We start from the raw sequence: 24,045 nt of genomic DNA on the forward strand, positions 1-24,045 counted from the left end.
CCTAAAAATTATTTTGTTTTTTAGTGTGGCAATTTAAAGCCCGCTTTTTCTTGCTCATCGATTTGAGCAAGCAGATTTATTTCCCAGGCTAAATACTGTCTAGCTGCGACTTTATTGCCATCGTGCCTATCGTGCACAAAGAACAAATAATCAATACATTTCTCGTCTGGCGGGTTGTTAGGAGTATTTTCAACGGGTAAATGTGCAGCTTCCCAATCGGTTGTCTTTTGCGCGTTGATATAAATTGTTTTTGCTCCCAGTTCTTTTAAATCAATCGCCGCGAGGCTTGCGATCGTTTTTTCCTCCGAAAACAAAATCACAGTTTGTTCTTTTATTTTTTCAGCCATTTGATGAAGTTGTGGCCTAATCGACCAGATCGCCGACTTAATATGTCCCGCGCGGTACTGCATGCTAGGTCTCAAATCGATTAATAATGCACCCGCTTTTAAATGCTTTTCTATTTCCTCTGCCAGCAAGTCTATTGAGTCAGGAGTTTGTGTTTCTATTTGCGCTTGGTTTTGCTGATGGTTTGTCGCCTCAAAAGCATCGTCCCACACTGAAACATCCCAACCTAACATGGCGAGCCAAGAGGCCATCGCTGGCGCACGAACTCCCTCATGATCAATGAGAACTAACCTTGCTCCTCTAATCCCAACATACTGATCCGTTGCTTGAACAAGCTGACCTCCCGGGCAGTGCTGTGCGCCGTGCACCGTACCTTGGGCATACTCTTCAGGGGTGCGTACGTCACAAATAAAAGTCGTGCGCTGCTCATCCTTTAGCCATTGCTTGACGACTGCGCAATCTACAAACTTAACGCCATGTTTTAGTGCCAGTGCGCGCGCGCGTGATTTACGCTGCGCAAGAGTGTTTTGCTCAATATTAAGTGCGTGTTTCTTCGTTTGACCATGGTCGAGTTTAAGATCTGCAAGATACCAACCTTGTGTACCATTTTCGAGTGCAAGAACTTTATTTGGTATGCCAAGATTAATCAGCGTTTGTGCACCGATAATACTTCGGGTGCGGCCTGCGCAATTGATGACAATCGTCGTGTTTGGATTTGACACAAGGTCATCAATACGCAAGGGCAACTCACCGTTTGGACAGCATATCGCTGTCGGAATACTCATTTTTTTAAACTCGGTAAAAGGCCTCCCGTCCAATACAACTAGATCTTCTTTATTCTGAATTTTTTGATCTAATTCTGTTGCAGAAATTCGAGGTGTCTTGAACGCATGCTCTGCAAGCTCACCGAAAGCTTTGCTTGGCAAGTTTACGCCAGCAAATACCTCATATCCTGCTTTTTTCCAAGCAGGCATGCCACCTTCTAAAATATGGAGCTTGTTGTAACCCATTGCTGATAGTCTTTTTATTGCCTTAAGACTCAACGCTTGAGCCTCATCTCCAATGACCACCATCCGCACTTGTTTACGGGGCACGAGTCTTTGGATTTCACTTTCTAATTTGCTATAAGGAACTGAAACAATATAAAACAAGTGCTCTTCACCATACTGTCCATGCTCTCGCACATCAATCGTTGCGATTTCATGACCATCGTGAAGCCATTGTTTTAGTGTGGCTGAATCAATAAGCGTTGGGTTTTGGTTTGTCATAGGAGCTCTTCTTTGAGTTGCATTTTTTCAATGAGAGCAGAACAGTGATCCCAGCCATGAAAATCAATCACCAACTGACCTCGTCCTTTTGTACCCACTTTTAGCGTAACTTTTGTCCCCAGCTGATCAGAGAGGATTTCTTCAAGACGGACAACATCTCTTAAATTGTTTTTTACCCTTTGTTTAACTTTTGGGCTCGCTTCTGTTGCGGCTCTTGCTACGAGTTTTTCTGCCTCTCTTACGGAGAGTCCTTTTGCGATAATTTGATTTGCTAACTGAATTTGTGTCGCGCTATCAACAGCAAGTAACGCGCGCGCATGACCCATATCAATATCGCCCGCCAACAACATCGTCTGAAGCGGTGTGGCTAAATTTAATAGTCTTAATAAATTACTCGTAGCAGATCTTGATCTACCAATCGCTGTTGCAGCTTGTTCGTGTGTCAGTCCGAACTCATCGAGTAGTCGTTTGACACCTTGAGCCTCTTCGAGTGGATTGAGATCTTCGCGCTGTATATTTTCAATCAACGCCATCGCTGCAGCATGCTCGTCCGCAACCTCTCGAACAAGGACGGGGACTTCCGTTAGGCCGGCCATTTGAGCGGCCCTAAAGCGTCTTTCGCCTGCAATAATTTCGTAACGACCTTTTGTTCCATCAAGAGGACGCACCAAAATTGGTTGCATAATGCCTTGGGCTCGAATGGAGTCAGCAAGCTCTGCCAATGCGCCTTCATCCATGCGCGTTCTGGGTTGATATTTTCCTGCTTGTAATTTTGTTACGGATAGTACATTTGGCGGGGATGTGGTGCTTTCATTTTTTCCTAGTTGACTTAATCCTGGTGCATCTGCACCAAGCAAGGCTTCGAGTCCGCGACCAAGGCCTTTAGGTTTTTTCGTCACCATATTTATTCCTGTATTTATTCTGTTGTCGATCTTAGGCGCTCGATGACTTCGGCACCAAATGCCATATAGGCTTGAGCGCCACGTGACGCAGGGTCATAGACTACGCCGGGCATGCCATGGCTGGGCGCTTCGGCAAGTCTGACATTACGAGGAACAACTGTTTTGAAGACCTTATCCCCAAAATGTGCCTCGAGCTGTGCTGATACTTGTTGTTGCAATGTGACTCGTGGATCGAACATGACTCGTAATAAACCTATTAGGCTTAATGCTGGATTGATATTCCTGTGAACACGTTTAATTGTATTAACGAGATCCGATAAACCCTCTAAGGCAAAATATTCGCATTGCATTGGAATGATGACGCCATGCGCTGCTGCGAGACCGTTTAATGTCAGCAATGATAATGTGGGAGGACAGTCAATTAAAACAAAATCATAATCTATTGCAACGTGATCAATAGCTTGTTTCAATTGCAACTCACGTTGATCCATTCCGACTAAATCGATCTCGGCGCCAGATAGCTCTCTATTCGCAGGGAGTACATCATAGCCACCTGTTTTAGAGAGTATCCTCGCCTCTTTGATTGTGGCTGTGCCGATTAAAACATCATATAAATTATGCGCAAGGGTGCTTTTATCTATACCGCTACCCATTGTTGCATTGCCTTGTGGGTCTAGATCGATCAGTAATACACGCTGCTTATGTTTTGCTAGCCCGGCAGCAAGGTTAATTGCCGTTGTTGTTTTTCCAACGCCGCCTTTTTGATTTGCTATACAAAATACGCGTGTCGTGCGCGGTATTTGAGCAGTCATTGTGTTCCTTTTTGTTTCATCCATACCAGACATCTCTGGGCACTTAATTGCGGTACTTTTAATGTTTCGATTCCCTCGACATACCAGTCGGCTTCTTCTTCTAGGGCCGCTATTTCATCATGGGGTATTTTTCCTTTCATCGCCAACAATATCCCATTTTTTTCGACACACTTTCCTGCTAGCGCTGCAAAGTCTTGCAGCGTTGCAAATGCTCTTGATATCACAACTTCGAATTTATAGTCTTGTATCAGCTCGACTCTTTGATGAAGTGCTTTCAAATTTTCCAATCCAACGACTCCACTTACATGCCGCACAAACGTCATTTTTTTTTCTACTGAGTCGACGCACGTTACCAACGTGTCTGGAATCATTGTCGCGATGATGACTCCTGGTAAGCCGGCACCTGAACCGACATCTAGCACCATTCTTTTATCTAGTTCTTTTCGCTGAAAGAAGTTATTTAAAGGTTTTATGATGGCCAAGCTGTCGAAAATATGTTGCACCAATGCTTGCTCGGGATCTCGTATTGCCGTCAAGTTATAGGTTTTATTCCATTTTAATAATTGACTTAAATATTCAAGCAGTCTTTCTTGTTGCTGTTTTGTTGGCTCAAGACTTAGTGTATGACAGGCTTTTTCTAACTGCCCTTCAAAAGATGCCAATAAAGTGTTCGTTGCCATTAAATAGTTTTGTTTGTTTGACTGTAATAGTGTCGCTTCAAATGAATCATTAATAGTGATATGGCGGCTGGTGTCATGCCTGAAATTCTCGATGCCTGCCCCACCGTTTCTGGTTTATGCGTTCTTAGTTTTTGACGCACCTCGAACGATAGGCTTGTCACTCCGTCAAAGTCTATTGACGCGGGAATGATTTGAGATTCATACGCGTGTTGACGATCTATTTCTTCTTGTTGCCTAGCAATATATCCTTCGTATTTGATCTGGATTTCTACTTGTTCCGCACACTCACCAGAGGGCAGTCCCAGTGGCATTTCGACCTGATCATTGAATTGCATGCCCATTAAATCTTGATATGAAACGTTTGGTCTCTTGAGTAAGTCTGACAGTAAGTACTCACGTGCAATTTCTTGTCCTAATGCGCTTTCAGCGGCATCCGCTGTCAACATTCTTGGATTGACCCAAGTACTGCGTAATCTTTGCAATTCTTTTTCAACAGATTCGCGTTTTTCATTGAATGCTTTCCATCGCAAATCATCGACTAAATTAAATTGGCGACCAAGCTCTGTCAGTCTCCAATCAGCATTGTCCTCTCTGAGGCTCAGGCGATACTCGGCTCTTGAGGTAAACATTCTATAGGGCTCTGTCACACCCTTTGTGACCAAATCATCGACTAACACGCCCATATACGCCTGACTACGTGTTATTAATAACGGGCCCTTTTCTCTTGAAAATTGCGCGGCATTAATTCCTGCAAGAAGTCCCTGCGCGGCAGCCTCTTCGTAACCTGTAGTTCCGTTTATTTGACCTGCAAAAAATAGACCTTGTATAGATTTTGTTTCCAAGGAAGACTTTAATTCTCTTGGATCAAAATAGTCATACTCAATGGCATAACCTGGACGAACGATATGTGCTTGCTCAAGGCCTTTGAGTGAACGTATTAGCTCTAGTTGAACATCAAAAGGTAATGATGTTGATACTCCATTTGGATACACCTCATGCGTATCCAACCCCTCTGGTTCCAAAAAAACCTGATGTGCGTTTTTATCTGCAAACCTGTGGACTTTGTCTTCGATTGAAGGGCAATAACGCGGTCCAACCCCCTCAATTACTCCGCTATACATCGGAGATCGATCAAGCCCTCCCCGAATAATGTCATGCGTTTTTTCATTCGTATGAGTAACCCAGCATGAGATTTGTTTAGGATGAAGCAAAGTGCTTCCAAGATAAGAAAACACGGGAACAGGGGCTAAGTCTCCTGGCTGTTCTTCAAGAATACTGTAATTGATAGATCGGCCGTCTATCCTAGGTGGGGTCCCGGTTTTGAGCCTACCTTGGGGCAACTTCATTTCCTTAAGTCGCCGACCTAAAGACGTCGCCGAAGGATCTCCCGCCCTGCCAGCGGCATAGTTTTCAAGCCCAACGTGCACTAAACCATTCAAAAATGTTCCCGCGGTTAAAACTACAGCCTTCGCTCGAAAAGAAACACCCGTTTGTGTAACAGCCCCAACTACTTTTTCTCCCTCTAAAAGTAAATCGTCTACAGACTGTTGAAATAACCACAGATTTTCTTGATTTTCTAACCGTGTTCTTATGGCCTTTCTATAAAGCACTCTGTCCGCTTGGGCTCGTGTGGCACGAACAGCAGGTCCTTTTGAGCTATTCAATATTTTGAACTGAATCCCAGCTTCATCGGTTGCAAGAGCCATTGCGCCACCAAAAGCATCAACCTCTTTAACTAAGTGTCCTTTTCCAATCCCACCAATTGAAGGATTGCAGGACATTTGTCCTAAGGTTTCGATGTTGTGCGTTAAAAGCAGCGTACTCGCCCCACTTCTGGCAGACGCCAGGGCAGCCTCTGTCCCAGCATGGCCGCCACCAACCACAATAACATCGAAGATTTTTGGATAGTTCATTTTCATCGTCCACCTAGTCGATAGCATTATAAGCTGCCATGTGTTTCACGTGGAACACCGTTCGCAATAACAAACTCAACCTATTAGACAAATTAAACAAACAAACCCTGTCAGGACGGTCACTATGTTCCACGTGGAACAGAATAAAAAATGAACGGCCAAAATAAAACGGCACTCACGTATGAACATGCGCTTGTAAACGTTGTGGATAAGTTTGTATAACTTAACAAACCTAAAGGGATAACACAGTGGATAAGCTGTAGGTTAAGTGTGTATAACAAAGAAATTATTGTGGCGAACGAATTTCGAACCGTTTTACAACATATAAGTAAAGGGGGCCCGTAAGCAAAACCACTCCGACCATTCTAGAAACTTGAAAAGCCGTAACAAGCGGAACCCCTAGTTGAAGGACCTTAGCAGTGATAGCCATTTCCGCAATGCCTCCAGGAGCAACACTGACCGCTAAAGAAGATAAGGGTACGTCTGTCATCAAAGACAACAACGCTGCATAGCCAAACGCTAAGGCTAGCGCTGTCAAGCTATAAATAACAACACACATGAGAAAGCGAGGAGCTTTATTAAAGAAGCCAGGTCGAAAACGATCACCCAAAGACCATCCTATACAAAGTTGAGCAACTAATGAAAGCTCGACAGGGACACGGGAAAAATGTATTTCGTTCATAGTAAAAAGCATAGCAACGAACATAGGCCCAAGAACCCAAGCGTTTGGTATCTTTAGAAAGTGTGCGATAACGCCGCCACCAAATGTTAAAAGCGCAATGACAAAGAGTCCAAATACATTGATCTCTTTTAGCTCAAAAACAGAACTGTCAAGACCTGATACCTGAAACAACTGACAAACAAAGGGAACCGCTAAAACAACAATAATAACGCGAATAGTGTGAGCGCTTGCTACCAGATCTTGCCTTACCCCATAACGTTCTGCCAAAATAGCCATTTCATTTGCGCCACCGATCGCCGAAGAAAACCATGCGGTTTTTATATCAACTTGGCCAGTTTTATGCAAAAGATATGTGCCATAAACTGCTAATAAAAGAGCAAAGAAAAAACCAGCGATCATTGCAAACCAATGACTAGAAACGACAGCTACAACTTGAGGAGTGAAAAAAAGACCAAGCGTTAAACCGATTACCCATTGTCCGAAATTACGCAGCGTTGAAGCACTACTAACGGGAATAGATAAAAGTCTGAGGCTTGCAATCACTAAAAGAGGTCCAAGCGTCCATGGCAGAGGAATACCAATCCATTGAGCAATCAAAGCACCACAAAGTGATGCAACCAAACCTATAAGCAACTTCCAAATCAGTTTCACAAACCCACAACCATAAAAAAAATGCGTATTATCGGAAAGATACATACATATAAGTCAAAGATTACAACATGCTGATCCAATCAAAACTGCCAAATGTAGGAGCTACAATTTTCACAACCATGAGCAAAATGGCTGTGGATTACAACGCCATTAACCTTGGGCAGGGTTTTCCAGACTTCAACACAGATGAACAGTTACTAAATCTAGTCAGTCAAGCAATGCGAGATGGACACAATCAATACCCTTTGATGACAGGAGTACCTGAACTTAGACAGGTCGTTAGCGATAAAGTAAGAGACTTATATGGAAAAACTTACGACCCGAATCATGAAATAACAATAACGAGCGGCGCAACTGAAGCCATCATGGCAGCTATTTTGGCAACAGTGAATCACGGGGATGAGGTCATTGTTATTGAACCAAGTTATGACTGTTATGTACCTGCAATTAAATTAGCTGGCGGTCAACCTGTCTTTGTTGAAATGATTCCACCAACAGAGACAAAACCATCATTCAATGTTAATTGGAACAAAGTTAAAAATTGCGTGACAAATAAAACAAGAATGTTAATTGTCAATTCACCACACAATCCAACAGGCTCAATTTTTAATACTGAAGATCTAGACGCCATTGAATCAATCGTAAGCAATACAAACATTATTGTTTTATCTGATGAGGTTTATGAACATATTGTTTTTGACGGTGAAAAACATCTCAGTTTGGCATCACGTCCATTACTTGCTGAACGAGCTTTTGTCATTTCTTCATTTGGTAAAACAACACATACAACAGGATGGAAGATTGGATATTGTTGTGCACCAAAAGCATTGACAACAGAATTAAGAAAAGTACATCAGTTTGTCGTATTTACTGTTCCGTCACCTTTTCAACATGGGTTGGCTACCTATACGAAAGACCCGAATACCTATCTAAATTTGTCTGATTTTTATCAGAAAAAAAGAAACAAATTAATGACAGGGTTGCAAGAAACAAAACTTAAACCCCTAACAACCCCTGGAACTTATTTTTTACTTGCAGATTACAGCCAAATATCAAGTAAAACAGAGTCAGCGTTCTCAATATGGCTTGCTCAAAACCATGGAGTCGTCGTTATACCTGTTTCAGCTTTTTATGCTAAACCAGATAGCATTTCAGCAAATCATCAACTCGTTCGTTTTTGCTTTGCAAAAAAAGACACCACCCTTGATGCAGCAATAGACCGATTGAAAAAAATTTCCTGATGAATGAATTTAAGCACGGAAATCAGACAATAAAAACAAGCTGGTATTTTAAAAAAAGTGTGCCACTCTTGATCTCTTTTTTTCTTTATATCTTTTGTTTTATATATAAAGACTAATGGATAAGACAGCCTGTGTATAAGAGGAACAAGTCAACTTAATATACTAATATCATGGACTTAAAGATGAAAAAATCTGTGCATAAACTCTGTTTGAATTTGTGGAGCAAGATGAACAACTTTTGAATATTCCCAACGTTTTGGTGTTGTTCAAGGTTCATACAAAAAGTATTCACAAGACGCGGCCCCTTGTTATCCACAACGAAAAAAAATAAAATTTTTTGTTAAAAGATGTAAGTAAGACAAAAAAACAACATCCTCGCACTATTTCCCAATACAGAAGCTTGAAAAAATCTTTCCTAAGAGATCATCTGCTGACATGTTTCCAACAATTGAACCTAGTTGTTCATGAGACAAACGTAACTCCTCTGCAAATAGATCCAAAATTCGATCGTCTTGGCTAGCATGAGATTGCGCAATTGCAAGATGTTTTGCCGCGGACTCTAGTGCATCAACGTGACGTTGTCTTGCAAGCCAAGGTGTTTCCTGACCTGGTTGCCAGCCAGCCAATTGAAGGAGTCGAACAGTTAATAAATCAAGACCAAGACCTGTTTTAGCAGATATAAAAATTGAATCAGTTTGAGTGAATGAAGAATCTACCAGGAGATCTGCCTTGTTAAAAACATTTAAAAGAACGCTTTTTGGTGAACGATGATGCGCAATTTTTTCATCAAGTCCAAGGTCATGAGAGCGCGCATCTTTTAAATTTAAAACAACATCTGCCTTTGCTATTTCAGACCAACTTCTTTCGATACCCATAGATTCGATTGTGTCATTGGTATCTCTTAAGCCCGCAGTATCAACGATCGTAATGGGTACGCCTTTAATATAAATAAGTTGAGAAACTTTATCGCGCGTGGTGCCAGCAATATCAGTAACAATCGCTAGATCCTCACCCGCGAGGGCATTTAATAAGCTTGATTTACCTACGTTTGGCTCACCCGCTAAAACAACATGGAGGCCCTCTCTAAGAACCATTCCTTGTTTGGATTGAGCGAGAACGGCTTGTAGCTGTTGTTGAATTTTAAGTAAGCGCTCATGAGCTTGAAATTTTTCTAAAAACTCAATTTCTTCTTCTGGAAAATCTAATGTGGCCTCAACTAATAAGCGTAATTGAACAATAGAGTTTGCAAGAGAATTAACCTGGTTTGAAAACACACCAGAAAAAGAAGACATCGCCGCGCGGGCCGCGGCTTCAGAAGAAGCATCAATGAGATCAGCAACGGCTTCGGCTTGTGCAAGGTCTATTTTATTGTTTAAAAAAGCACGTAACGTAAACTCTCCAGGATCCGCCATACGGACCCCGAAGCGTGTCCCTACATACAGGCATTGTTTCAGTAATGATTGCATGACAGCGGGGCCACCATGGCCTTGCAACTCAAGAACATCTTCACCGGTATAAGAATGGGGAGCAGAAAAATAAAGAGCAATGCCCTGATCAAGAGCAATACCATCGTGATTATTAAATACACAGTAGTGTGCATGTCTTGGCGTTAAGTGAAGGCCAAGCAAAGCAAAAATAAAAGGCCCCAGTTGGGGCCCTGAAACTCGAATGATGCCAATGCCGCCCCTACCCGGGGCGGTGGCAATGGCAACGATAGGGGCGTTATTTTGCATAGTGCCTATGCGAAATCGCACAAGAAAGATGTACGCAGAAATTAGCGATGTGCTGCCGCTGCAATGGCAGCAATCTGACGCATCACATACCATTGTTGAGCAATCGATAAGATGTTGTTGACGCACCAGTACAAAACAAGGCCTGATGGGAAAAAGAACATCATTGCACCAAACACCAAAGGCATAAACATCATAACCTTAGCTTGCATTGGATCAGGTGGCGTTGGATTCAGTCGCATTTGAATAAACATCGTACCCATCATGATGACCGGTAAGATGAAATAAGGATCCTGTACAGCCAAATCCTTAATCCACCAGATCCAAGGAGCGCCACGTAACTCTACGCTTGAGCCTAATACATAGTAGAGAGAGATAAAAACAGGGATTTGAATCAAGATAGGCAAACAACCACCAAGAGGATTAATTTTCTCGGTACGATACATCTCCATCATCGCTGTATTAAGTTTTTGACGGTCATCGCCAAACTTTTCTTTTAATGCTTGCAACCTTGGCGCAACTAACTTCATTTTTGCCATGGAGCGATAACTTGCGGCAGAGAGAGGATAAAAAGCAGCTTTTATCAATATCGTTAAAACGACGATCGTCCAACCCCAATTGCCAAGAAGTGTATAAAGCCATGTCATCAAGGCGAATACAGGCTTTGCAATGATCGTAAGCAAACCATAATCTACAACAAGGTCAAGACCGGGTGCGACCTTTTCCAGCCCTTCCTGATCTTGAGGACCTACCCAGAGCTTGGCAGGGATGTTGAGTAGACTGCCTGGAGCAATTGTGCCAACCGACTCGATGCTACGAATAGCAAAAAGATTTTTTTGCAGCTCCGTCATTTCGTAACTACGACTCTTTCCTTGAGGTGGAACCCAAGCTGTAACGAAATAATGCTGAACCATCGCAAACCAGCCATTATCGGCATCTTTAATATAGGTGGCTTTACGTTTTTCAATTTCAGAAAAGGAAACTTTTTGAAACTTCTCTTGTTCTGAATAAATAGCAGGACCTGTAAAACTGACAGGGCCAGACATAAAACTTGGTGTGGAGTTTTCGCTTGCCGGGTCTTTGCTATCGCGAGTGATTTGGAGATAAACAGAAGGAGAAATAGGTTGAGCCGTCGTGTTTTCGATTTGATGGTCAACTAAGATCTCGTAACTACCGCGCTTCAGTGTGAATGTTTTAGTGAGTTTCACACCACTTGATTCAGAGGCAAACTTAATGATAAGTTGATCACCGCTGAGCTCTCCCTGATCGGTGATTAGAGTGAAGGGAGCAAGGTGCGTGGGATACAAGCTACCAGCAGGCGCGCCTGTTAGGCCTGATTGGACAATATAGACTTGTCCGCCACGGTTGTTGAGCAAGACAAAAGGCTGGTCCTTTTCCTCGCGACTTGGAAAGGCAAGAAGATCTGCCCGAACAAGCTGAGCACCAATCAAGTCAAAACTGATGTTAAGGACATCTGTTTTAAAGTCCACCGTTTGAGCTTGAGTCGCTGCCGTGGTGGTAACCCCAGGAACATTACTTGCTGCAGAACTCAAAGCAGGCGCAACAGGCGCGCTCGGTATGCTTGCTGGAGGATTGCTTGTATCGGCTGTCGGGGCGCCCGGCGTAGGAGCTGGCGCAGGCGTTGACGAAGGCGGCGTCCCACCGAGTAAGGAAGGATTACCTTGGTGAGTTTGCCAGTTGTTCCATAGCATCAGCAGGGAAAACGAGAAAATCATGAGTAAGATGGTGCGTCGGATATCCATTCTTGCCTAAATAAAAAAGCTCGCCAGAGAAGGGTGGCAGTTTAGCGTTAATCAGAGCGGTTGCGGTGCTGACATGCCGAATCGGTTTGTTTGTGAGCAGGATGATGTGCCGTTGACTTGGGTACTGGGTCGAGCCCCCCTTGACACCAAGGATGACAACGGGAAATACGTTTAAAAGCTAAAAACAGACCGGTAAAAGGACCTCTCACCTCAATTGCCTCGATGGCATAGTTGGAGCAACTCGGCGTAAAACGACACGAATACCCAAGCCACGGGCTAAGTAAAAATTGATACGCCTTGATTGGAGTAATCAAGATTTTTTTGAGCCAATGCATCATTGTTGCGCTCGCAAAAAGTGCGCATCTACCTCTTTGCGCGCCGCAAGCTTGATTTCGGTGAGCGTCATCGAAGCGATGCGTTTGTGTAGACGAACAACGAAGTCATTGGGCGGTAAATCTAAACGCTTGACACGAAACGCCTCCCTAACAACGCGTTTTAAAGCGTTTCGCGTGCTGGCGTGATGGGCAAAACGTTTGGCCATAATGAGACCAAGACGGGCGCACAAAAGTTTGGAGGGGGCGTCTGACGAGGTGTTTGCGCGCAAGTGAGCGGTTACTACAAAAAAAGGCCCACGGGCAATACGGCGGCCTGAAAGGGCCGCAGCAAATTCGGAGGGGCGGTGCAAGCGCGCCGCCGCGGGATACGTGGCGCGAGACATCACAGAGCGAAGAAGCGAGGGTGAGGCCGGTGTAACCGTACCCTCGCAACAAGCCGTATTAGACGGCTAAACGCTTGCGGCCTTTGGCGCGGCGAGCGTTGATGACAGCGCGGCCACCACGAGTTTTCATCCGAACACGAAAACCGTGCGTGCGCTTGCGGCGGGTGACGGAGGGTTGGTAGGTACGTTTCATGATTAAGGGCCCAACAAAGAGCGAAAAAGTTTAGGAATATCTTAAAAAGCCCTCCATTTCATCAAAAAACTCGAGATAAGTCAAATGTTTACAGAAACCAATCCATAAAAATACGGAATGACCCTGTGGATAACTTGTGCCCCGACAGGGTAGAATCGAGGTTTGAACAGTGAGTCACATGAACGAGTTTTGGCAATCCTGCATCTCTCATTTAGAGCAGGACTTTCCCCCACAGCAAATCAGCGCATGGATTCGTCCGCTGGTACCCCTCGCCTTTGATAAAACAAAGGCGCAGTTGCGTGTGTCTGCGCCAAACCGATTTAAATTGGATTGGGTAAAGAAAAATTTCTCACAGCAAATAGAGGCGTTTGCTTCGACTTGGTTTGCTCAGCCTGTACAAGTCCTGTTTGAATTACCCGCATCGCCAACTGAACGACCACGGGCGCCATTAAGTAGCAGCGTTATTAGTACTGCATACGGGAATGAAGCGGACGCGTCCAAAATAGCAAGCTTCAGACAAGCGGAAACAAATGTTGTTCAGGAAGTTACGCGGGTCGCGGCGACCGTCACCCCGGTAGATGATAAATCAAGGCTTAACGTTGATTTAACGTTTGATAACTTTGTAACAGGAAAGGCAAATCAGCTCGCACGAGCTGCCGCGCTTCAGGTTGCTGAAAATCCTGGTACGTCATACAACCCACTTTTTTTATACGGCGGCGTAGGTCTCGGAAAAACACATCTTATCCATGCGATAGGCAATGCAATGGTTGCTGCCGGGCACAGCGTAAGAGTGCGTTATGTTCATGCTGATCAATACGTATCTGATGTCGTGAAAGCGTATCAACGCAAAGCCTTTGATGACTTTAAGCGTTATTACCATTCTTTAGACCTCCTGTTGATTGACGACATTCAATTCTTTTCAGGTAAAAACAGAACACAAGAAGAGTTCTTTTACGCTTTTGAAGCAATGGTCGCACAGCGCAAGCAAATTATTATTACAAGCGACACATACCCTAAAGAGCTGGCAGGCATTGATAGTCGGTTGATCTCAAGATTTGATTCTGGCTTGACCGTCGCCATCGAGCCGCCCGAGCTCGAAATGCGCGTTGCAATTTTGTTGCGAAAAGCAGAGCAAGAGGGCCTCACGATGCCTGAAGAGGTCGCATTTTTCATAGCGAAGCATTTGCGCAGCAACGTCCGAGAGCTTGAGGGTGCCCTAAAAAAGGTCGTAGCATACGCAAGATTTCATGGCAGAGATGTAGCCAATGTCGACATTTGTAAGGATGCGCTGAAAGACTTGCTTTCTGTATCAAGCGGACAAGTCACAGTTGAAAACATACAAAAAACAGTTGCTGATTTTTATAAAATTAAAGTCGCTGATATGTACTCAAAGCGACGGCCTGCCAACATCGCAATGCCGCGACAGGTTGCGATGTACTTAGCAAAAGAACTGACGCAAAAAAGCTTGCCTGACATTGGAGATATGTTTGGTGGGCGAGATCACACAACAGTTTTACACGCGGTGAGGAAAATTACCGATTTGCGTGCGAAACAAGCAGACCTTAACCATACGCTGCATGTGCTCGAACAAACTCTAAAGGGATAATTCATGCAACTTGTACAAACCCCCCGTGATGCGCTTATAAAGCCGTTATCGATCGTCGCCGGAATCGTTGAACGCAGACATACTTTGCCAATTTTGGCGAATATATTGTTGCGCAAAGAGGCAGATCGGGTTTCATTTATCGCGACGGATCTTGAGGTTCAGATTACGACACATGCGAACTTCGGCGTCGGGCAAGATACCGAGTCTCTAACTGTTGCGGCGCGCAAGTTTGTGGATATTTTGCGCGCGCTGCCCGACACGGGAGACGTAAAGCTATCAACGGCAAGTGGAAAACTTGCAATACAGTCGGGTAAAAGTCGTTTTTCTTTACAGACACTTGCCGCGACCGAGTTTCCGACAATGACTCAGCCAGATCGCTGGGACGTGTCAATCACGATGACACGTAAAACGCTGAAGCATCTTTTTAATATGGTGCATTTTGCGATGGCGCAACAAGATATTCGCTATTATCTGAACGGGATGTTGATGGTCTTCGAGCCCGGACTCTTGCGTGCAGTCGCGACTGACGGACATCGATTGGCGCACAGCTCCACGGCGGTCGAAGGCGTCACGCTCAAGCATGAGGTCATTATTCCGCGCAAAACAGTGTTGGAAATGCAGCGCCTTCTTGATGATAGTGAAGAACCAGTCACAATCGATGTCGCGCCTGGCCAAATACGCTTTTCATTCGGACATGTCGAACTGGTATCAAAATTGGTTGAAGGCAAGTTTCCCGATTTCAATCGTGTCATTCCAACAAATTACACCCGCCACTTCGATGTCTCTCGCGAGATACTCCAAGGCAGTCTTCAGCGCGCAGCGATTTTGACAACGGATAAGTTTAGAAGTGTCCGACTTCAACTAAATCAGCATGTGCTAAAAATTTCCTCGACCAATGCCGAGCAAGAAGAAGCACAAGAAGAAATTGATATTGATTATGGTCACGAAGCTCTGGACGTTGGTTTCAACGTGAGCTATTTGCTGGACTTTCTGGCCAACGTCAAAGCCGAAACGATTCGCTGGTCAATCATGCCCGATGCGAACGCTTCAGCCCTTATTACTTTGCTCGATGACGAATCGTTTAAATACGTCGTCATGCCAATGCGGATCTAAATATGTCAGATATTAATCAAGTACCAGATCAAACTCCCGAAGATCTTGATGCCTATGGCGCAGACTCGATCAAGATGCTCAAAGGTCTGGAGGCTGTGCGCAAGCGTCCGGGCATGTATATCGGTGATACGTCTGACGGCACAGGTCTTCATCACATGGTGTTTGAGGTTGTTGATAACGCGATCGATGAAGCATTGGCCGGTCATTGTGACGACATCGTGGTCACAATCCATGGCGATAACTCTATTTCGGTGACAGATAATGGCCGAGGTATTCCGACGGACATTCACAAGGAGGATGAGTTTGGTCGCAGTGCTGCAGAAATTGTACTGACAGAGTTGCATGCAGGCGGAAAGTTTGACCAAAACTCCTATAAGGTTTCAGGCGGTCTTCATGGCGTCGGTGTCTCTTGCGTAAACGCGCTGTCTTCTTGGCTGCGCTTAACAATTCGTCGCAATGGTCAGGTTCATGAAATGGAGTTTCGCCAAGGCGAGCGCGTTCAGCCCTTAACGGTAACGGGCAAAACAGAAAAGCGCGGAACTGAGGTTCATTTTCTGGCGGATACGACGATTTTTAATAACGTCGAGTATCACTACGAGATTCTGTCTAAGCGTCTACGCGAACTTTCGTTTTTAAATAATGGCGTCAAAATCAGACTGGTTGATCAGCGCCAAGGCAAAGAAGAAAATTTCGCATTTTTGGGTGGTGTAAAGGGCTTTGTCGAGTACATCAATCGTTCCAAGACGGTGTTGCATCCAAATGTATTTTCTGTCGCTACAGAATCCAATGCGGGCGGGACACTCGTCGGTGTTGAGGTCGCGATGCAGTGGAACGATGGTTACAACGAGCAGGTGCTGTGCTTTACTAATAACATTCCACAACGCGATGGTGGTACGCACTTGACCGGTTTGCGCGCAGCAATGACGCGAATCTTGAACAAATACATTTCGGATAACGAACTCGCTAAGCGCGCCAAAGTTGAAACAACGGGCGATGACATGCGTGAAGGTTTAACGTGCGTGCTGTCCGTCAAGGTGCCCGAGCCTAAATTCAGTAGCCAGACGAAAGACAAACTGGTTTCAAGTGAAGTGCGACCGGCGGTAGAAGAGGCTGTAGCACGTACGCTTGAGTCGTGGCTGTTGGAAAACCCGATCGATGCAAAAGCCTTGTGCGCAAAAATTGTAGAGGCTGCGCGCGCGCGCGAAGCTGCGCGCAAAGCACGCGAAATGACGCGTCGTAAAAGCGTGCTCGAAGGTGCGGGCTTGCCAGGTAAGCTTGCGGATTGCCAAGAAAAAGATCCCGCACTGTGTGAGCTTTATATCGTCGAGGGTGACTCTGCGGGAGGCTCCGCCAAACAAGGGCGAGATCGAAAATTTCAGGCGATTTTGCCTTTGCGCGGCAAGGTGTTGAACGTTGAAAAAGCACGATTCGACAAACTGATCGCAAGTGAGCAAATCACGACACTTATTACAGCATTGGGAACGAGCATAGGTCCTGATTTTAATGTGGACAAATTACGCTATCACCGCATCATTATCATGACCGACGCGGACGTTGACGGAGCGCACATTCGAACTTTGCTCTTGACGTTGTTGTATCGTCAAATGCCCGAGCTGGTTCAGCGCGGATATATCTATATTGCTCAGCCGCCTCTATACAAAGTGAAGTCAGGCAAAGATGAGCGCTACCTGAAAGACGAGGTAGAAGAAGCTAGTTATATGTTGCAAGTGTCGTTAAAGGAGGCATCGCTTGTTCCTCTAGCAGGTGCAGAGGCCATTAAGGGCGATGCGCTTGCTGAGTTGGCGAAGCAGTATGTGATGGCGGATGGTGTGATTGCGAGACTGAGCCGATTTATGGATGAGTCGACGTTGTCAGCGATCGTTGGTGGTGCGACCGTTGAGCTGGACACAACCGAAAACGCGGCGGCTTCTGCCACGCGTTTGCAGGCGGCGCTCGAAGATCCCTTGCTGCCAAATCAGGTGGATGTTGTTTCCGAATATCACCAAGGCTCAGAAAGATTCCGTTTGATTGTTCGTCGCAAGCATCATGGCAATGTGCGCGTGACCGTGTTGGATTCAGATTTTGTGAATGGAGCGGATTACGGAGTGTTGGCTCGCGCGGCGGCGACCTTTCAGGGCTTGGTTGGCAAGGGTGCTGTCGTAGCACGCGGTGAGGGTGAGAAACGCAAAGAATCGATGGTGGCTGATTTCCGCGAAGCGATGCAATGGTTGCGTAGCGAAGCGGATCGCAATGTCAGCAAGCAGCGCTACAAGGGCTTGGGTGAGATGAATCCAGAGCAATTGTGGGAAACCACGATGGATCCTAAAGTGCGTCGCTTGTTGCGCGTGCAGATCGAGGATGCGCTTGCCGCAGATGAGATTTTCACCACACTCATGGGCGACAATGTTGAGCCTCGCCGTGCTTTTATTGAAACGCATGCATTGCAAGCGGCGAATCTGGACGTGTAACAAATAAGGCTAGCGCGCGATGACGATTTCAAGTTTTTTGTGTCCGACGACCCTCTACATGGGCGAGGGGTCTTATAAAAAAATCTCTGAAATCGTCCGCAAGCTTCAATGCCAGCGTTTGTTTATCGCCCTGGATGGTGCGTTGATTGCAAGCGACTTTTTTATGCATATTAAAAAGTTGCTGATCGCCGAGGGTGTCGAGATCGTCACCTTTACGGAAATCGAACCCGATCCGAGTGCGCAGACAGTAGAAAAAGCGTATGCCGTTTGCCAAGGGCACAAGGCAACTGCTCTGTTAGCAATCGGTGGAGGAAGCACCATAGATGTCGCCAAGGCGGTTGGAATTTTGGCGACAAATGGCGGTCGAATCCACGACTATGAAGGTATTGAAAAATTTGCTCTCGCGCCTCTTCCTTTAATAGCCATTCCCACGACAGCTGGAACGGGCTCGGAGGTTTCGGGTTCTTGTGTGATTTCGGATAACGAAAAGAATCTCAAGATGTCGATACGACATGCTTCACTGAATCCCGCCGCGTTCGCTATTTTGGATCCTCTGGCTCTGCGAACAGTTCCAGGATCTGTGGCTGCGCATTCAGGTATTGACGCCTTTGTGCATGCTTTCGAATCGTATGTTTCCCGTCAAGCCAACCTCATGACCGATGCGATTAATTTGCAGTCGATCGCATTGCTTTCGGCAAACATCAGGCAGTTTGTCGCAAATCGTGAAAACCTAGAAGCGGGACTCAATATGTTGGTGGGTTCGGCGCTGGCAGGCATAACATTTGGGCAGACGGGCTTAGGTAATGTGCATTGCATGGCCCGGTTCGTTGGCGCACGCTTTCATTTGTCTCATGGCTTGTCTAACGCAGTATGTTTGCCTCACGTCGCACAGTTCAATATGCTTGCGAGCCCTGAAAAGTTCGCACGCGTAGCGGTCGCGATGGGCCGACCGGCCGAGCGCTTGCCTACTCTGGATGCCGCACAAGCGGCCGTTGAGGCTATTCGCCAACTCTGTACGGATCTGGGGATACCTGCTCGCTTGCGAGATGTGGGTGCTACGCCCGACACTTTTGCTGAAATGTCTGAGCAATGTTTGGCCGCCAATTACAACCGATGGAACCCACGCCACACGACGGTTGCAGACTTTAATGCGTTGTTCGAGCGCGCCTATTAGCACTAAGGGATTTACCAGCCAGAGCCTGCTTCCCATATGACCGGCACTTGTAGAGCACGTGCGCGCTTGAGCAAGTCTAAAAGAGGGAAAGAGCGTTGTTTCAGGCCAACGGGCAGCGCCAACGCATCTTTGGGTAAATCGCCGTCTTCATCTTCATCTTTGTCTTGATGAAGGTTGGGCTCTGCTGCAATGGCGTGTTCAAGACTAAAAATAGCGGCCTCGAGTTGCTCAGGCATAAAAACACCACGGGTAAGCAAGTCGTTGTCATCGGTTTTTCCAATGATCGTCAGTAAAGGTTTGGCATGTTGCGCCAACATCAAGATATCCGCGCCGGCTTTACTACTAAAGGTAACAAGCATAAAGGCCTCCCTTATTGACCGCTGAATCTATGGCTTATGTCCATAGTACTACCCCTTAAGTGATAAGGGACGCGGGGTGCTCAAGGTCGTGAGACCGCAGGTCTACACATAATTCAGGCTATGATTTGACTCTTCTCATTGCTACAGTCCACGCCCATGCTCCTCGAGCAACAAAACACGCTTATTTCCCGTATCCAGGCTGCGGTGACCGCAGTGTTGCCCGATGCAACGCCCGCCATTTTGCTCGAACGCCCCAAGGTTGCTGCACATGGTGACTTAGCGACGAATGTCGCCATGCAATTGGCAAAACCGGCCAAACGTAATCCACGCGAGCTTGCTGAGGCAATTCTAGCAGTGTTGATGGAAGACCCTCAAGCGCGCAGTTTGATTGACCAGGCCGAGCTTGCCGGACCAGGATTTATAAACTTTCGGTTGACACACTCCGCTCGTACCGCAGTCATGGAATTGATTGCGCAACAAGGCCAAGCATTTGGTCGCGCGCCACGTAAAGCACAAAAAGTGTTGGTGGAGTTTGTCTCGGCCAATCCTACGGGGCCTTTGCATGTGGGTCACGCGCGTCAAGCGGCTTTAGGTGACGCATTGTGTCGCTTGTTTGATGCTAGTGGTTTTGAGGTGAGCAGAGAGTTTTATTACAACGATGCTGGGAATCAGATCCAAAATCTGGCGATCAGTGTGCAGGCACGAGGTCAGGGCATCGAGCCGAGTTCTTCGCAGTACCCCGCAGATGGTTATCGCGGAGATTACATCGCGGATGTCGCGCGAGACTTTTCAGCCAAAGCGACTGTGAGCGCGAGTGACGGCAAGCCCGTATTGGCCAACGGTGACTTGAGCGATCTCGACAATATTCGCCGTTTTGCTGTGACATATTTGCGTCGAGAGCAGGATTTGGACTTGCAGGCCTTTGGCCTTGCTTTTGATCATTATTACCTAGAGAGTTCCCTCTATACCTCGGGTCGAGTGGAGGATACGGTTAATCAGTTGATCGCGAGCGGCCATACCTATGAAAGCGAAGGCGCGTTATGGTTGCGCACGACGGAGCTTGGCACGGGCGATGATAAAGACCGTGTGATGTGCAAATCCGAAGGTGGCTATACATACTTTGTCCCGGATGTGGCCTACCACGTCACGAAATGGCAGCGTGGTTTTACGTGTGCGATCAATATTCAGGGCAGCGATCATCATGGAACAGTCGCGCGCGTTCGGGCTGGTTTGCAAGCCTTGTCGCTGGGGATTCCTGCAGAGTACCCCTCCTACATTTTGCACAAAATGGTCAAAGTGGTGCGCGGTGGTGAAGAGGTAAAAATTTCAAAGCGCGCGGGAAGTTACGTCACTTTGAGGGACCTAATTGAATGGGTTGGACGTGACGCTGTTCGTTTCTTTTTGATTCAACGTCGCGCTGATACCGAGTTTGTGTTTGACGTGGACTTGGCGCGCTCACAGAGTGAAGAGAATCCGGTTTATTACATCCAGTATGCGCATGCAAGGATTTGCTCGATGCTGGCGACAGCAGGCTTAAATACTTCTGAATTGCTTGCGGCATCAACGGCGTTGTTAGTGGCGCCCTCAGAACTTGCCTTAATGCAGCGCTTGGCGGAGTTTCCAGCACTGGTGACGCAGGCGGCCGCTGAACTATCCCCGCATTTGGTCGCCTTTTGGTTGCGTGACTGTGCTTCTGACTTTCATGCTTGGTACAACGCAGAGCGCGTGCTGGTCGACGATATTGCCCTCAAACATGCGCGTTTGCGTTTGGCTGATGCGACTCGTCAAGTGATCGCGAATGGTCTCGAGCTTTTGGGTGTTTCGGCGCCAGAACGGATGTAAGATCCCAATATGGCAAAACGCAAATCATCCGGTGGTAGCACGATCTACGGTGTGCTCGCAGGCCTATTAATTGGCTTGGGATTGGCTGCGGGTGTCGCGTACTACGTGATCAAGGCGCCAATGCCTTTTATGGATAAGGCCAGTCGTTCGCCTGACGCGCCAGGCTCGCCTGATCCAAGAAATGCACCCGATCCTAATGCTGCTCTAGGGAGTCGAGAGATCGGACCTGTCACAGCACCGAGCTCCCCCGACCAGCCGACCGGTCAAGTGAGCGTGACCGGCACAGGTCAAGGTGTGCCGTCTGCAGCAGGGGTAACGAATAAAGGTGGGGATGCTTTGGGCTCGCTGATTGCGACCTTGACGCCAGCGCCGAATGCCACCTCTCGACCATCGCAATCTGCCCCAGCCGTTTCGTCGCCTCCCGCAAATGACGCCTCTTCAACGCCGCAAAAGGCGAGTGGACCTTATTTTCTGCAGGTGGGTTCTTTTAGGGTACTAGAGGATGCCGAAGCCTTGCGCGCCAAAATAATTTTGATGGGTATGCCCGTTGAAATTCAGCGTGCTGAAGTGAATGGTTTACAGGTCAATCGCGTGCGTGTAGGACCGTTTGCACGCATTGATGATATGAATCAAACCCGCATCCGACTCGGTCAGGAAAAAATTCCAACCGCCGTAGTCCGGCAGTAAAGTATTTGCTCACTTAGGACGAATTGCTATGACACAAAAGATCTTTTCACGTTTCGCTTTAATGTTGTTTGCAGTGTCGAGCTTGATGTTTTCGGCGGGTAGCGTTGCACAAGGCGCAGCCGTCGCAAAGGGAAAATTTATTGAGGTGACCCCTGCCCAAGCAACGGAGCCAAGTAAAGTTGAAGTGCTCGAATTCTTTTCTTATGGCTGCGGGCACTGTGCGGCGATAGAGCCATTGATTGAAAAATGGATCAAAGCACAATCTGCCGATGTGGTGGTGCGTGGCGTACCGGTTGCTTTCAATGCAGGCATGAAGCCTCTGCAGCGGTTGTATTATGCACTCGAAGCCTTAAATCGTAACGATTTGCATCCCAACGTTTTCAAAGCGATCCACCAGGAAAAAAAGCGCTTATTCACAAAAGCTGAAATCAAGAGCTGGATAACGACGCAAGGCGTGGACGCCGAGAAATTTGAGGCTGCATATGAGTCTTTTGGTGTTTCATCCAAAGCGAATCGGGCAGATCAGCTTGTAACGGCGTATCGTATTCAAGGAACACCCTCGGTCGCGGTGGGCGGACGTTTTGTGACCTCGCCTTCAGAGGCCGGAGGGTATCAGCAGACGTTGGACGTGGCGAGCGATTTGATTCGTCAGGTCAGGGGTAAATAAAGAGATAGCCTTTGTCTTTAGTCATACCAGGCCTCTCGTTACTTTTTGATTTTCGCCAAGGCTTGTTTCAAATCGGCAGTTAAATCATCGACGGACTCAAGACCGATATGCAAACGAATGAGTGCATGCTCGTGGTGTTTCCAGTATTGATGCGAAGATAGGCTGCCTGGTTCGACCCATTGCACAAGGCTTTCATAGCCGCCCCAGGAAAAACCGATGCCAAAAAGTTCAAGGGCGTCGACGAAAGGTTTGGCGGCTTCTGGAGCGCAATTGAGCTCGATGGAAAGCATGCCGTTTGAGCCTGAGCAGTCCCGTTGCCATAGCGCATGGCCTGCGTCCTTGTGCCAGGCGGGATGGTAGATGTTTAAAACCTCTGGTTGTGCGGACAGAAACTTGCAGACCTCAAGTGCGTTGCGCGCGTGCTGAGGCATGCGCACAGCCATGGTCTTTACCCCACGCAAGGCAAGCCATGCATCATCTGCACTCACTGAATTACCCATTGCATATTGAGCTGAGTGGATACGTGCGGCAAGCTTTTGATCCTTGACCACGACGGCGCCAAGCATGACGTCAGAGTGTCCCGCAATGTATTTGGTGCCGGCTACGACGGAGACATCAGCGCCAAGCATAAGAGGTCGATAGATATAGCCAGAGCCCCAAGTGTTGTCGGTGGCGAGGATGAGGCCGTGCGCCTTGGCTTGAGAGGCAAGCGCGGGCATATCGAGCATTTCGTAGAGCAACGAGCCGGGGGACTCGACATAAATCATTTTTGTATTGGGTTGAACGAGTTGAGCAATATCGTCTCGTTCGGCGGAAAAGTAGGTCACTGATATCCCGAAGCCTTTAAGCAGGGCACGGTCAAGATTTCGTACGGGACCGTATACACAATCGGCTACCAGCACATGGTCGCCTGTTTGAAGTAAGCCCAGAAAAGCGATATTAATGGCGGCCATGCCGGAGGGTGCGAGCACGCAATAGCTTCCGCCTTCGAGCTGCATAAACACATCTTCGAGTGCCCGGTGTGTGTCCATCCCGGATCGACCATAGGTAATGGCGCGCTCACCGGCCAACCGGCGCGTCATTGCTCGATCAAGCGCGGCCAGGTTTTCAAAACGGACCGTACTGGTGCGCATGGAAGGTAGACTGACTGGAGCGGTGCCTGTCTCGGGGTCAAAGGGGGCGCTACCGGTATGGAGTAGTCGGGTATCTAGGTGATGAGTGGTCAAGGCAC

The 24,045-nt window shown here is 46.9% G+C and carries 21 protein-coding genes; 8 read left to right on the forward strand and 13 right to left on the reverse strand.

Annotated features, from left to right (window positions below):
• Positions 1–20 precede the first annotated feature (20 nt).
• The 6 genes from AC8GE9_RS11900 to AC8GE9_RS11925 form a co-directional block, all read right to left on the reverse strand.
• The gene (locus tag AC8GE9_RS11900; protein ID WP_506677367.1) at positions 21–1,613 is read right to left on the reverse strand and encodes a rhodanese-like domain-containing protein; all 1,593 of its coding nucleotides are present in this window, start codon (positions 1,611–1,613) and stop codon (positions 21–23) included.
• Positions 1,610–2,515: a ParB/RepB/Spo0J family partition protein gene (locus AC8GE9_RS11905; protein WP_506677368.1), complete on the reverse strand. Its 906-nt coding sequence runs from the start codon at positions 2,513–2,515 to the stop codon at positions 1,610–1,612. The genes AC8GE9_RS11900 and AC8GE9_RS11905 overlap by 4 nt, the downstream gene beginning before the upstream one ends.
• Before the next feature lie 14 nt (positions 2,516–2,529).
• Positions 2,530–3,327, reverse strand: coding sequence for a ParA family protein (locus AC8GE9_RS11910; RefSeq protein WP_506677796.1), 798 nt, complete (start codon positions 3,325–3,327; stop codon positions 2,530–2,532).
• Positions 3,324–4,007 (reverse strand): 16S rRNA (guanine(527)-N(7))-methyltransferase RsmG, encoded by a 684-nt coding sequence (gene rsmG / locus AC8GE9_RS11915; RefSeq protein WP_506677369.1) that lies wholly within the window; start codon positions 4,005–4,007, stop codon positions 3,324–3,326. The genes AC8GE9_RS11910 and rsmG overlap by 4 nt, the downstream gene beginning before the upstream one ends.
• On the reverse strand, positions 4,007–5,920 hold the full coding sequence (mnmG, locus tag AC8GE9_RS11920; RefSeq protein ID WP_506677797.1) for a tRNA uridine-5-carboxymethylaminomethyl(34) synthesis enzyme MnmG: 1,914 nt from the start codon (positions 5,918–5,920) through the stop codon (positions 4,007–4,009). The genes rsmG and mnmG overlap by 1 nt, the downstream gene beginning before the upstream one ends.
• A 286-nt stretch (positions 5,921–6,206) precedes the next feature.
• A complete protein-coding gene (locus tag AC8GE9_RS11925) occupies positions 6,207–7,298 on the reverse strand; it encodes an AbrB family transcriptional regulator (RefSeq protein WP_506677370.1) in 1,092 nt (363 codons plus the stop codon).
• A 26-nt stretch (positions 7,299–7,324) separates the two neighbouring features.
• On the opposite strand from AC8GE9_RS11925, the gene AC8GE9_RS11930 reads away from it, so the two are divergent.
• A complete protein-coding gene (locus tag AC8GE9_RS11930; protein ID WP_506677798.1) occupies positions 7,325–8,494 on the forward strand; it encodes a methionine aminotransferase in 1,170 nt (389 codons plus the stop codon).
• Between the two features lie 380 nt (positions 8,495–8,874).
• On the opposite strand, the gene mnmE is transcribed toward AC8GE9_RS11930, so the two are convergent.
• Genes mnmE through rpmH form a run of 5 tightly spaced genes read right to left on the reverse strand, consistent with a single transcriptional unit; the run spans position 8,875 to position 12,898 of the window.
• Positions 8,875–10,227 carry a tRNA uridine-5-carboxymethylaminomethyl(34) synthesis GTPase MnmE gene (gene mnmE, locus AC8GE9_RS11935; RefSeq protein ID WP_506677371.1) on the reverse strand — a complete coding sequence of 451 codons (1,353 nt, stop codon included), beginning with the start codon at positions 10,225–10,227 and terminating at the stop codon, positions 8,875–8,877.
• Positions 10,228–10,268: 41 nt separating this feature from the next.
• Positions 10,269–11,987, reverse strand: a complete 1,719-nt coding sequence (yidC, locus tag AC8GE9_RS11940) for a membrane protein insertase YidC (RefSeq protein ID WP_506677372.1) — start codon at positions 11,985–11,987, stop codon at positions 10,269–10,271.
• A 47-nt stretch (positions 11,988–12,034) separates the two neighbouring features.
• Positions 12,035–12,322, reverse strand: coding sequence for a membrane protein insertion efficiency factor YidD (yidD, locus tag AC8GE9_RS11945; protein WP_506677799.1), 288 nt, complete (start codon positions 12,320–12,322; stop codon positions 12,035–12,037).
• Positions 12,322–12,705, reverse strand: a complete 384-nt coding sequence (locus AC8GE9_RS11950) for a ribonuclease P protein component (protein ID WP_506677373.1) — start codon at positions 12,703–12,705, stop codon at positions 12,322–12,324. The genes yidD and AC8GE9_RS11950 overlap by 1 nt, the downstream gene beginning before the upstream one ends.
• A 58-nt stretch (positions 12,706–12,763) precedes the next feature.
• The gene (gene rpmH, locus AC8GE9_RS11955) at positions 12,764–12,898 is read right to left on the reverse strand and encodes a 50S ribosomal protein L34 (protein WP_006578231.1); all 135 of its coding nucleotides are present in this window, start codon (positions 12,896–12,898) and stop codon (positions 12,764–12,766) included.
• A 178-nt stretch (positions 12,899–13,076) separates the two neighbouring features.
• Between rpmH and dnaA the strand changes: the two genes are divergently transcribed.
• From dnaA to AC8GE9_RS11975, 4 genes are read left to right on the forward strand one after another with little or no spacing between them, the layout of a single operon-like run.
• Complete coding sequence (gene dnaA / locus AC8GE9_RS11960; protein ID WP_506677374.1) at positions 13,077–14,504, forward strand: chromosomal replication initiator protein DnaA; 1,428 nt, start codon at positions 13,077–13,079, stop codon at positions 14,502–14,504.
• Between the two features lie 3 nt (positions 14,505–14,507).
• Positions 14,508–15,617 carry a DNA polymerase III subunit beta gene (gene dnaN / locus AC8GE9_RS11965; RefSeq protein WP_506677375.1) on the forward strand — a complete coding sequence of 370 codons (1,110 nt, stop codon included), beginning with the start codon at positions 14,508–14,510 and terminating at the stop codon, positions 15,615–15,617.
• Positions 15,618–15,619: 2 nt separating this feature from the next.
• Positions 15,620–18,085 (forward strand): DNA topoisomerase (ATP-hydrolyzing) subunit B, encoded by a 2,466-nt coding sequence (gene gyrB, locus AC8GE9_RS11970; RefSeq protein ID WP_506677376.1) that lies wholly within the window; start codon positions 15,620–15,622, stop codon positions 18,083–18,085.
• A gap of 19 nt (positions 18,086–18,104) precedes the next feature.
• The gene (locus tag AC8GE9_RS11975; protein ID WP_506677377.1) at positions 18,105–19,259 is read left to right on the forward strand and encodes an iron-containing alcohol dehydrogenase; all 1,155 of its coding nucleotides are present in this window, start codon (positions 18,105–18,107) and stop codon (positions 19,257–19,259) included.
• Positions 19,260–19,270: 11 nt separating this feature from the next.
• On the opposite strand, the gene AC8GE9_RS11980 is transcribed toward AC8GE9_RS11975, so the two are convergent.
• Positions 19,271–19,618 (reverse strand): DUF1840 domain-containing protein, encoded by a 348-nt coding sequence (locus AC8GE9_RS11980; RefSeq protein ID WP_506677378.1) that lies wholly within the window; start codon positions 19,616–19,618, stop codon positions 19,271–19,273.
• Positions 19,619–19,774: 156 nt separating this feature from the next.
• Here AC8GE9_RS11980 and argS point away from each other — a divergent pair, with 156 nt between their 5' ends.
• Genes argS through AC8GE9_RS11995 form a run of 3 tightly spaced genes read left to right on the forward strand, consistent with a single transcriptional unit; the run spans position 19,775 to position 22,814 of the window.
• Positions 19,775–21,460, forward strand: coding sequence for an arginine--tRNA ligase (argS, locus tag AC8GE9_RS11985; protein WP_506677800.1), 1,686 nt, complete (start codon positions 19,775–19,777; stop codon positions 21,458–21,460).
• 9 nt (positions 21,461–21,469) lie between these two features.
• Complete coding sequence (locus tag AC8GE9_RS11990) at positions 21,470–22,147, forward strand: SPOR domain-containing protein (protein WP_506677379.1); 678 nt, start codon at positions 21,470–21,472, stop codon at positions 22,145–22,147.
• A gap of 28 nt (positions 22,148–22,175) precedes the next feature.
• Complete coding sequence (locus AC8GE9_RS11995; RefSeq protein ID WP_506677380.1) at positions 22,176–22,814, forward strand: thiol:disulfide interchange protein DsbA/DsbL; 639 nt, start codon at positions 22,176–22,178, stop codon at positions 22,812–22,814.
• 38 nt (positions 22,815–22,852) lie between these two features.
• Here AC8GE9_RS11995 and metC read toward each other — a convergent pair whose 3' ends face one another.
• Positions 22,853–24,040 carry a cystathionine beta-lyase gene (gene metC / locus AC8GE9_RS12000; protein ID WP_506677381.1) on the reverse strand — a complete coding sequence of 396 codons (1,188 nt, stop codon included), beginning with the start codon at positions 24,038–24,040 and terminating at the stop codon, positions 22,853–22,855.
• Between the last annotated feature and the right edge of the window lie 5 nt (positions 24,041–24,045).

The sequence above is a fragment of the Zwartia lucis genome (genome assembly GCF_965234455.1).
GTDB classification, from domain to species: domain Bacteria; phylum Pseudomonadota; class Gammaproteobacteria; order Burkholderiales; family Burkholderiaceae_B; genus Zwartia; species Zwartia lucis.

What these genes read in the sequence shown, in the direction of transcription:
- mnmE (WP_506677371.1), bottom strand. Translation starts at nt 10,227, where the DNA reads ATGCAAAATAACGCCCCTATCGTTGCCATTGCCACCGCCCCGGGTAGG.
- dnaA (WP_506677374.1), top strand. Translation starts at nt 13,077, where the DNA reads ATGAACGAGTTTTGGCAATCCTGCATCTCTCATTTAGAGCAGGACTTT.
- yidC (WP_506677372.1), bottom strand. Translation starts at nt 11,987, where the DNA reads ATGGATATCCGACGCACCATCTTACTCATGATTTTCTCGTTTTCCCTG.
- rpmH (WP_006578231.1), bottom strand. Translation starts at nt 12,898, where the DNA reads ATGAAACGTACCTACCAACCCTCCGTCACCCGCCGCAAGCGCACGCAC.
- mnmG (WP_506677797.1), bottom strand. Translation starts at nt 5,920, where the DNA reads ATGAACTATCCAAAAATCTTCGATGTTATTGTGGTTGGTGGCGGCCAT.
- gyrB (WP_506677376.1), top strand. Translation starts at nt 15,620, where the DNA reads ATGTCAGATATTAATCAAGTACCAGATCAAACTCCCGAAGATCTTGAT.
- yidD (WP_506677799.1), bottom strand. Translation starts at nt 12,322, where the DNA reads ATGCATTGGCTCAAAAAAATCTTGATTACTCCAATCAAGGCGTATCAA.
- AC8GE9_RS11910 (WP_506677796.1), bottom strand. Translation starts at nt 3,327, where the DNA reads ATGACTGCTCAAATACCGCGCACGACACGCGTATTTTGTATAGCAAAT.
- AC8GE9_RS11950 (WP_506677373.1), bottom strand. Translation starts at nt 12,705, where the DNA reads ATGTCTCGCGCCACGTATCCCGCGGCGGCGCGCTTGCACCGCCCCTCC.
- AC8GE9_RS11900 (WP_506677367.1), bottom strand. Translation starts at nt 1,613, where the DNA reads ATGACAAACCAAAACCCAACGCTTATTGATTCAGCCACACTAAAACAA.
- dnaN (WP_506677375.1), top strand. Translation starts at nt 14,508, where the DNA reads ATGCAACTTGTACAAACCCCCCGTGATGCGCTTATAAAGCCGTTATCG.
- AC8GE9_RS11980 (WP_506677378.1), bottom strand. Translation starts at nt 19,618, where the DNA reads ATGCTTGTTACCTTTAGTAGTAAAGCCGGCGCGGATATCTTGATGTTG.
- argS (WP_506677800.1), top strand. Translation starts at nt 19,775, where the DNA reads ATGCTCCTCGAGCAACAAAACACGCTTATTTCCCGTATCCAGGCTGCG.
- AC8GE9_RS11975 (WP_506677377.1), top strand. Translation starts at nt 18,105, where the DNA reads ATGACGATTTCAAGTTTTTTGTGTCCGACGACCCTCTACATGGGCGAG.
- AC8GE9_RS11925 (WP_506677370.1), bottom strand. Translation starts at nt 7,298, where the DNA reads ATGTATCTTTCCGATAATACGCATTTTTTTTATGGTTGTGGGTTTGTG.
- rsmG (WP_506677369.1), bottom strand. Translation starts at nt 4,007, where the DNA reads ATGGCAACGAACACTTTATTGGCATCTTTTGAAGGGCAGTTAGAAAAA.
- AC8GE9_RS11995 (WP_506677380.1), top strand. Translation starts at nt 22,176, where the DNA reads ATGACACAAAAGATCTTTTCACGTTTCGCTTTAATGTTGTTTGCAGTG.
- AC8GE9_RS11990 (WP_506677379.1), top strand. Translation starts at nt 21,470, where the DNA reads ATGGCAAAACGCAAATCATCCGGTGGTAGCACGATCTACGGTGTGCTC.
- AC8GE9_RS11905 (WP_506677368.1), bottom strand. Translation starts at nt 2,515, where the DNA reads ATGGTGACGAAAAAACCTAAAGGCCTTGGTCGCGGACTCGAAGCCTTG.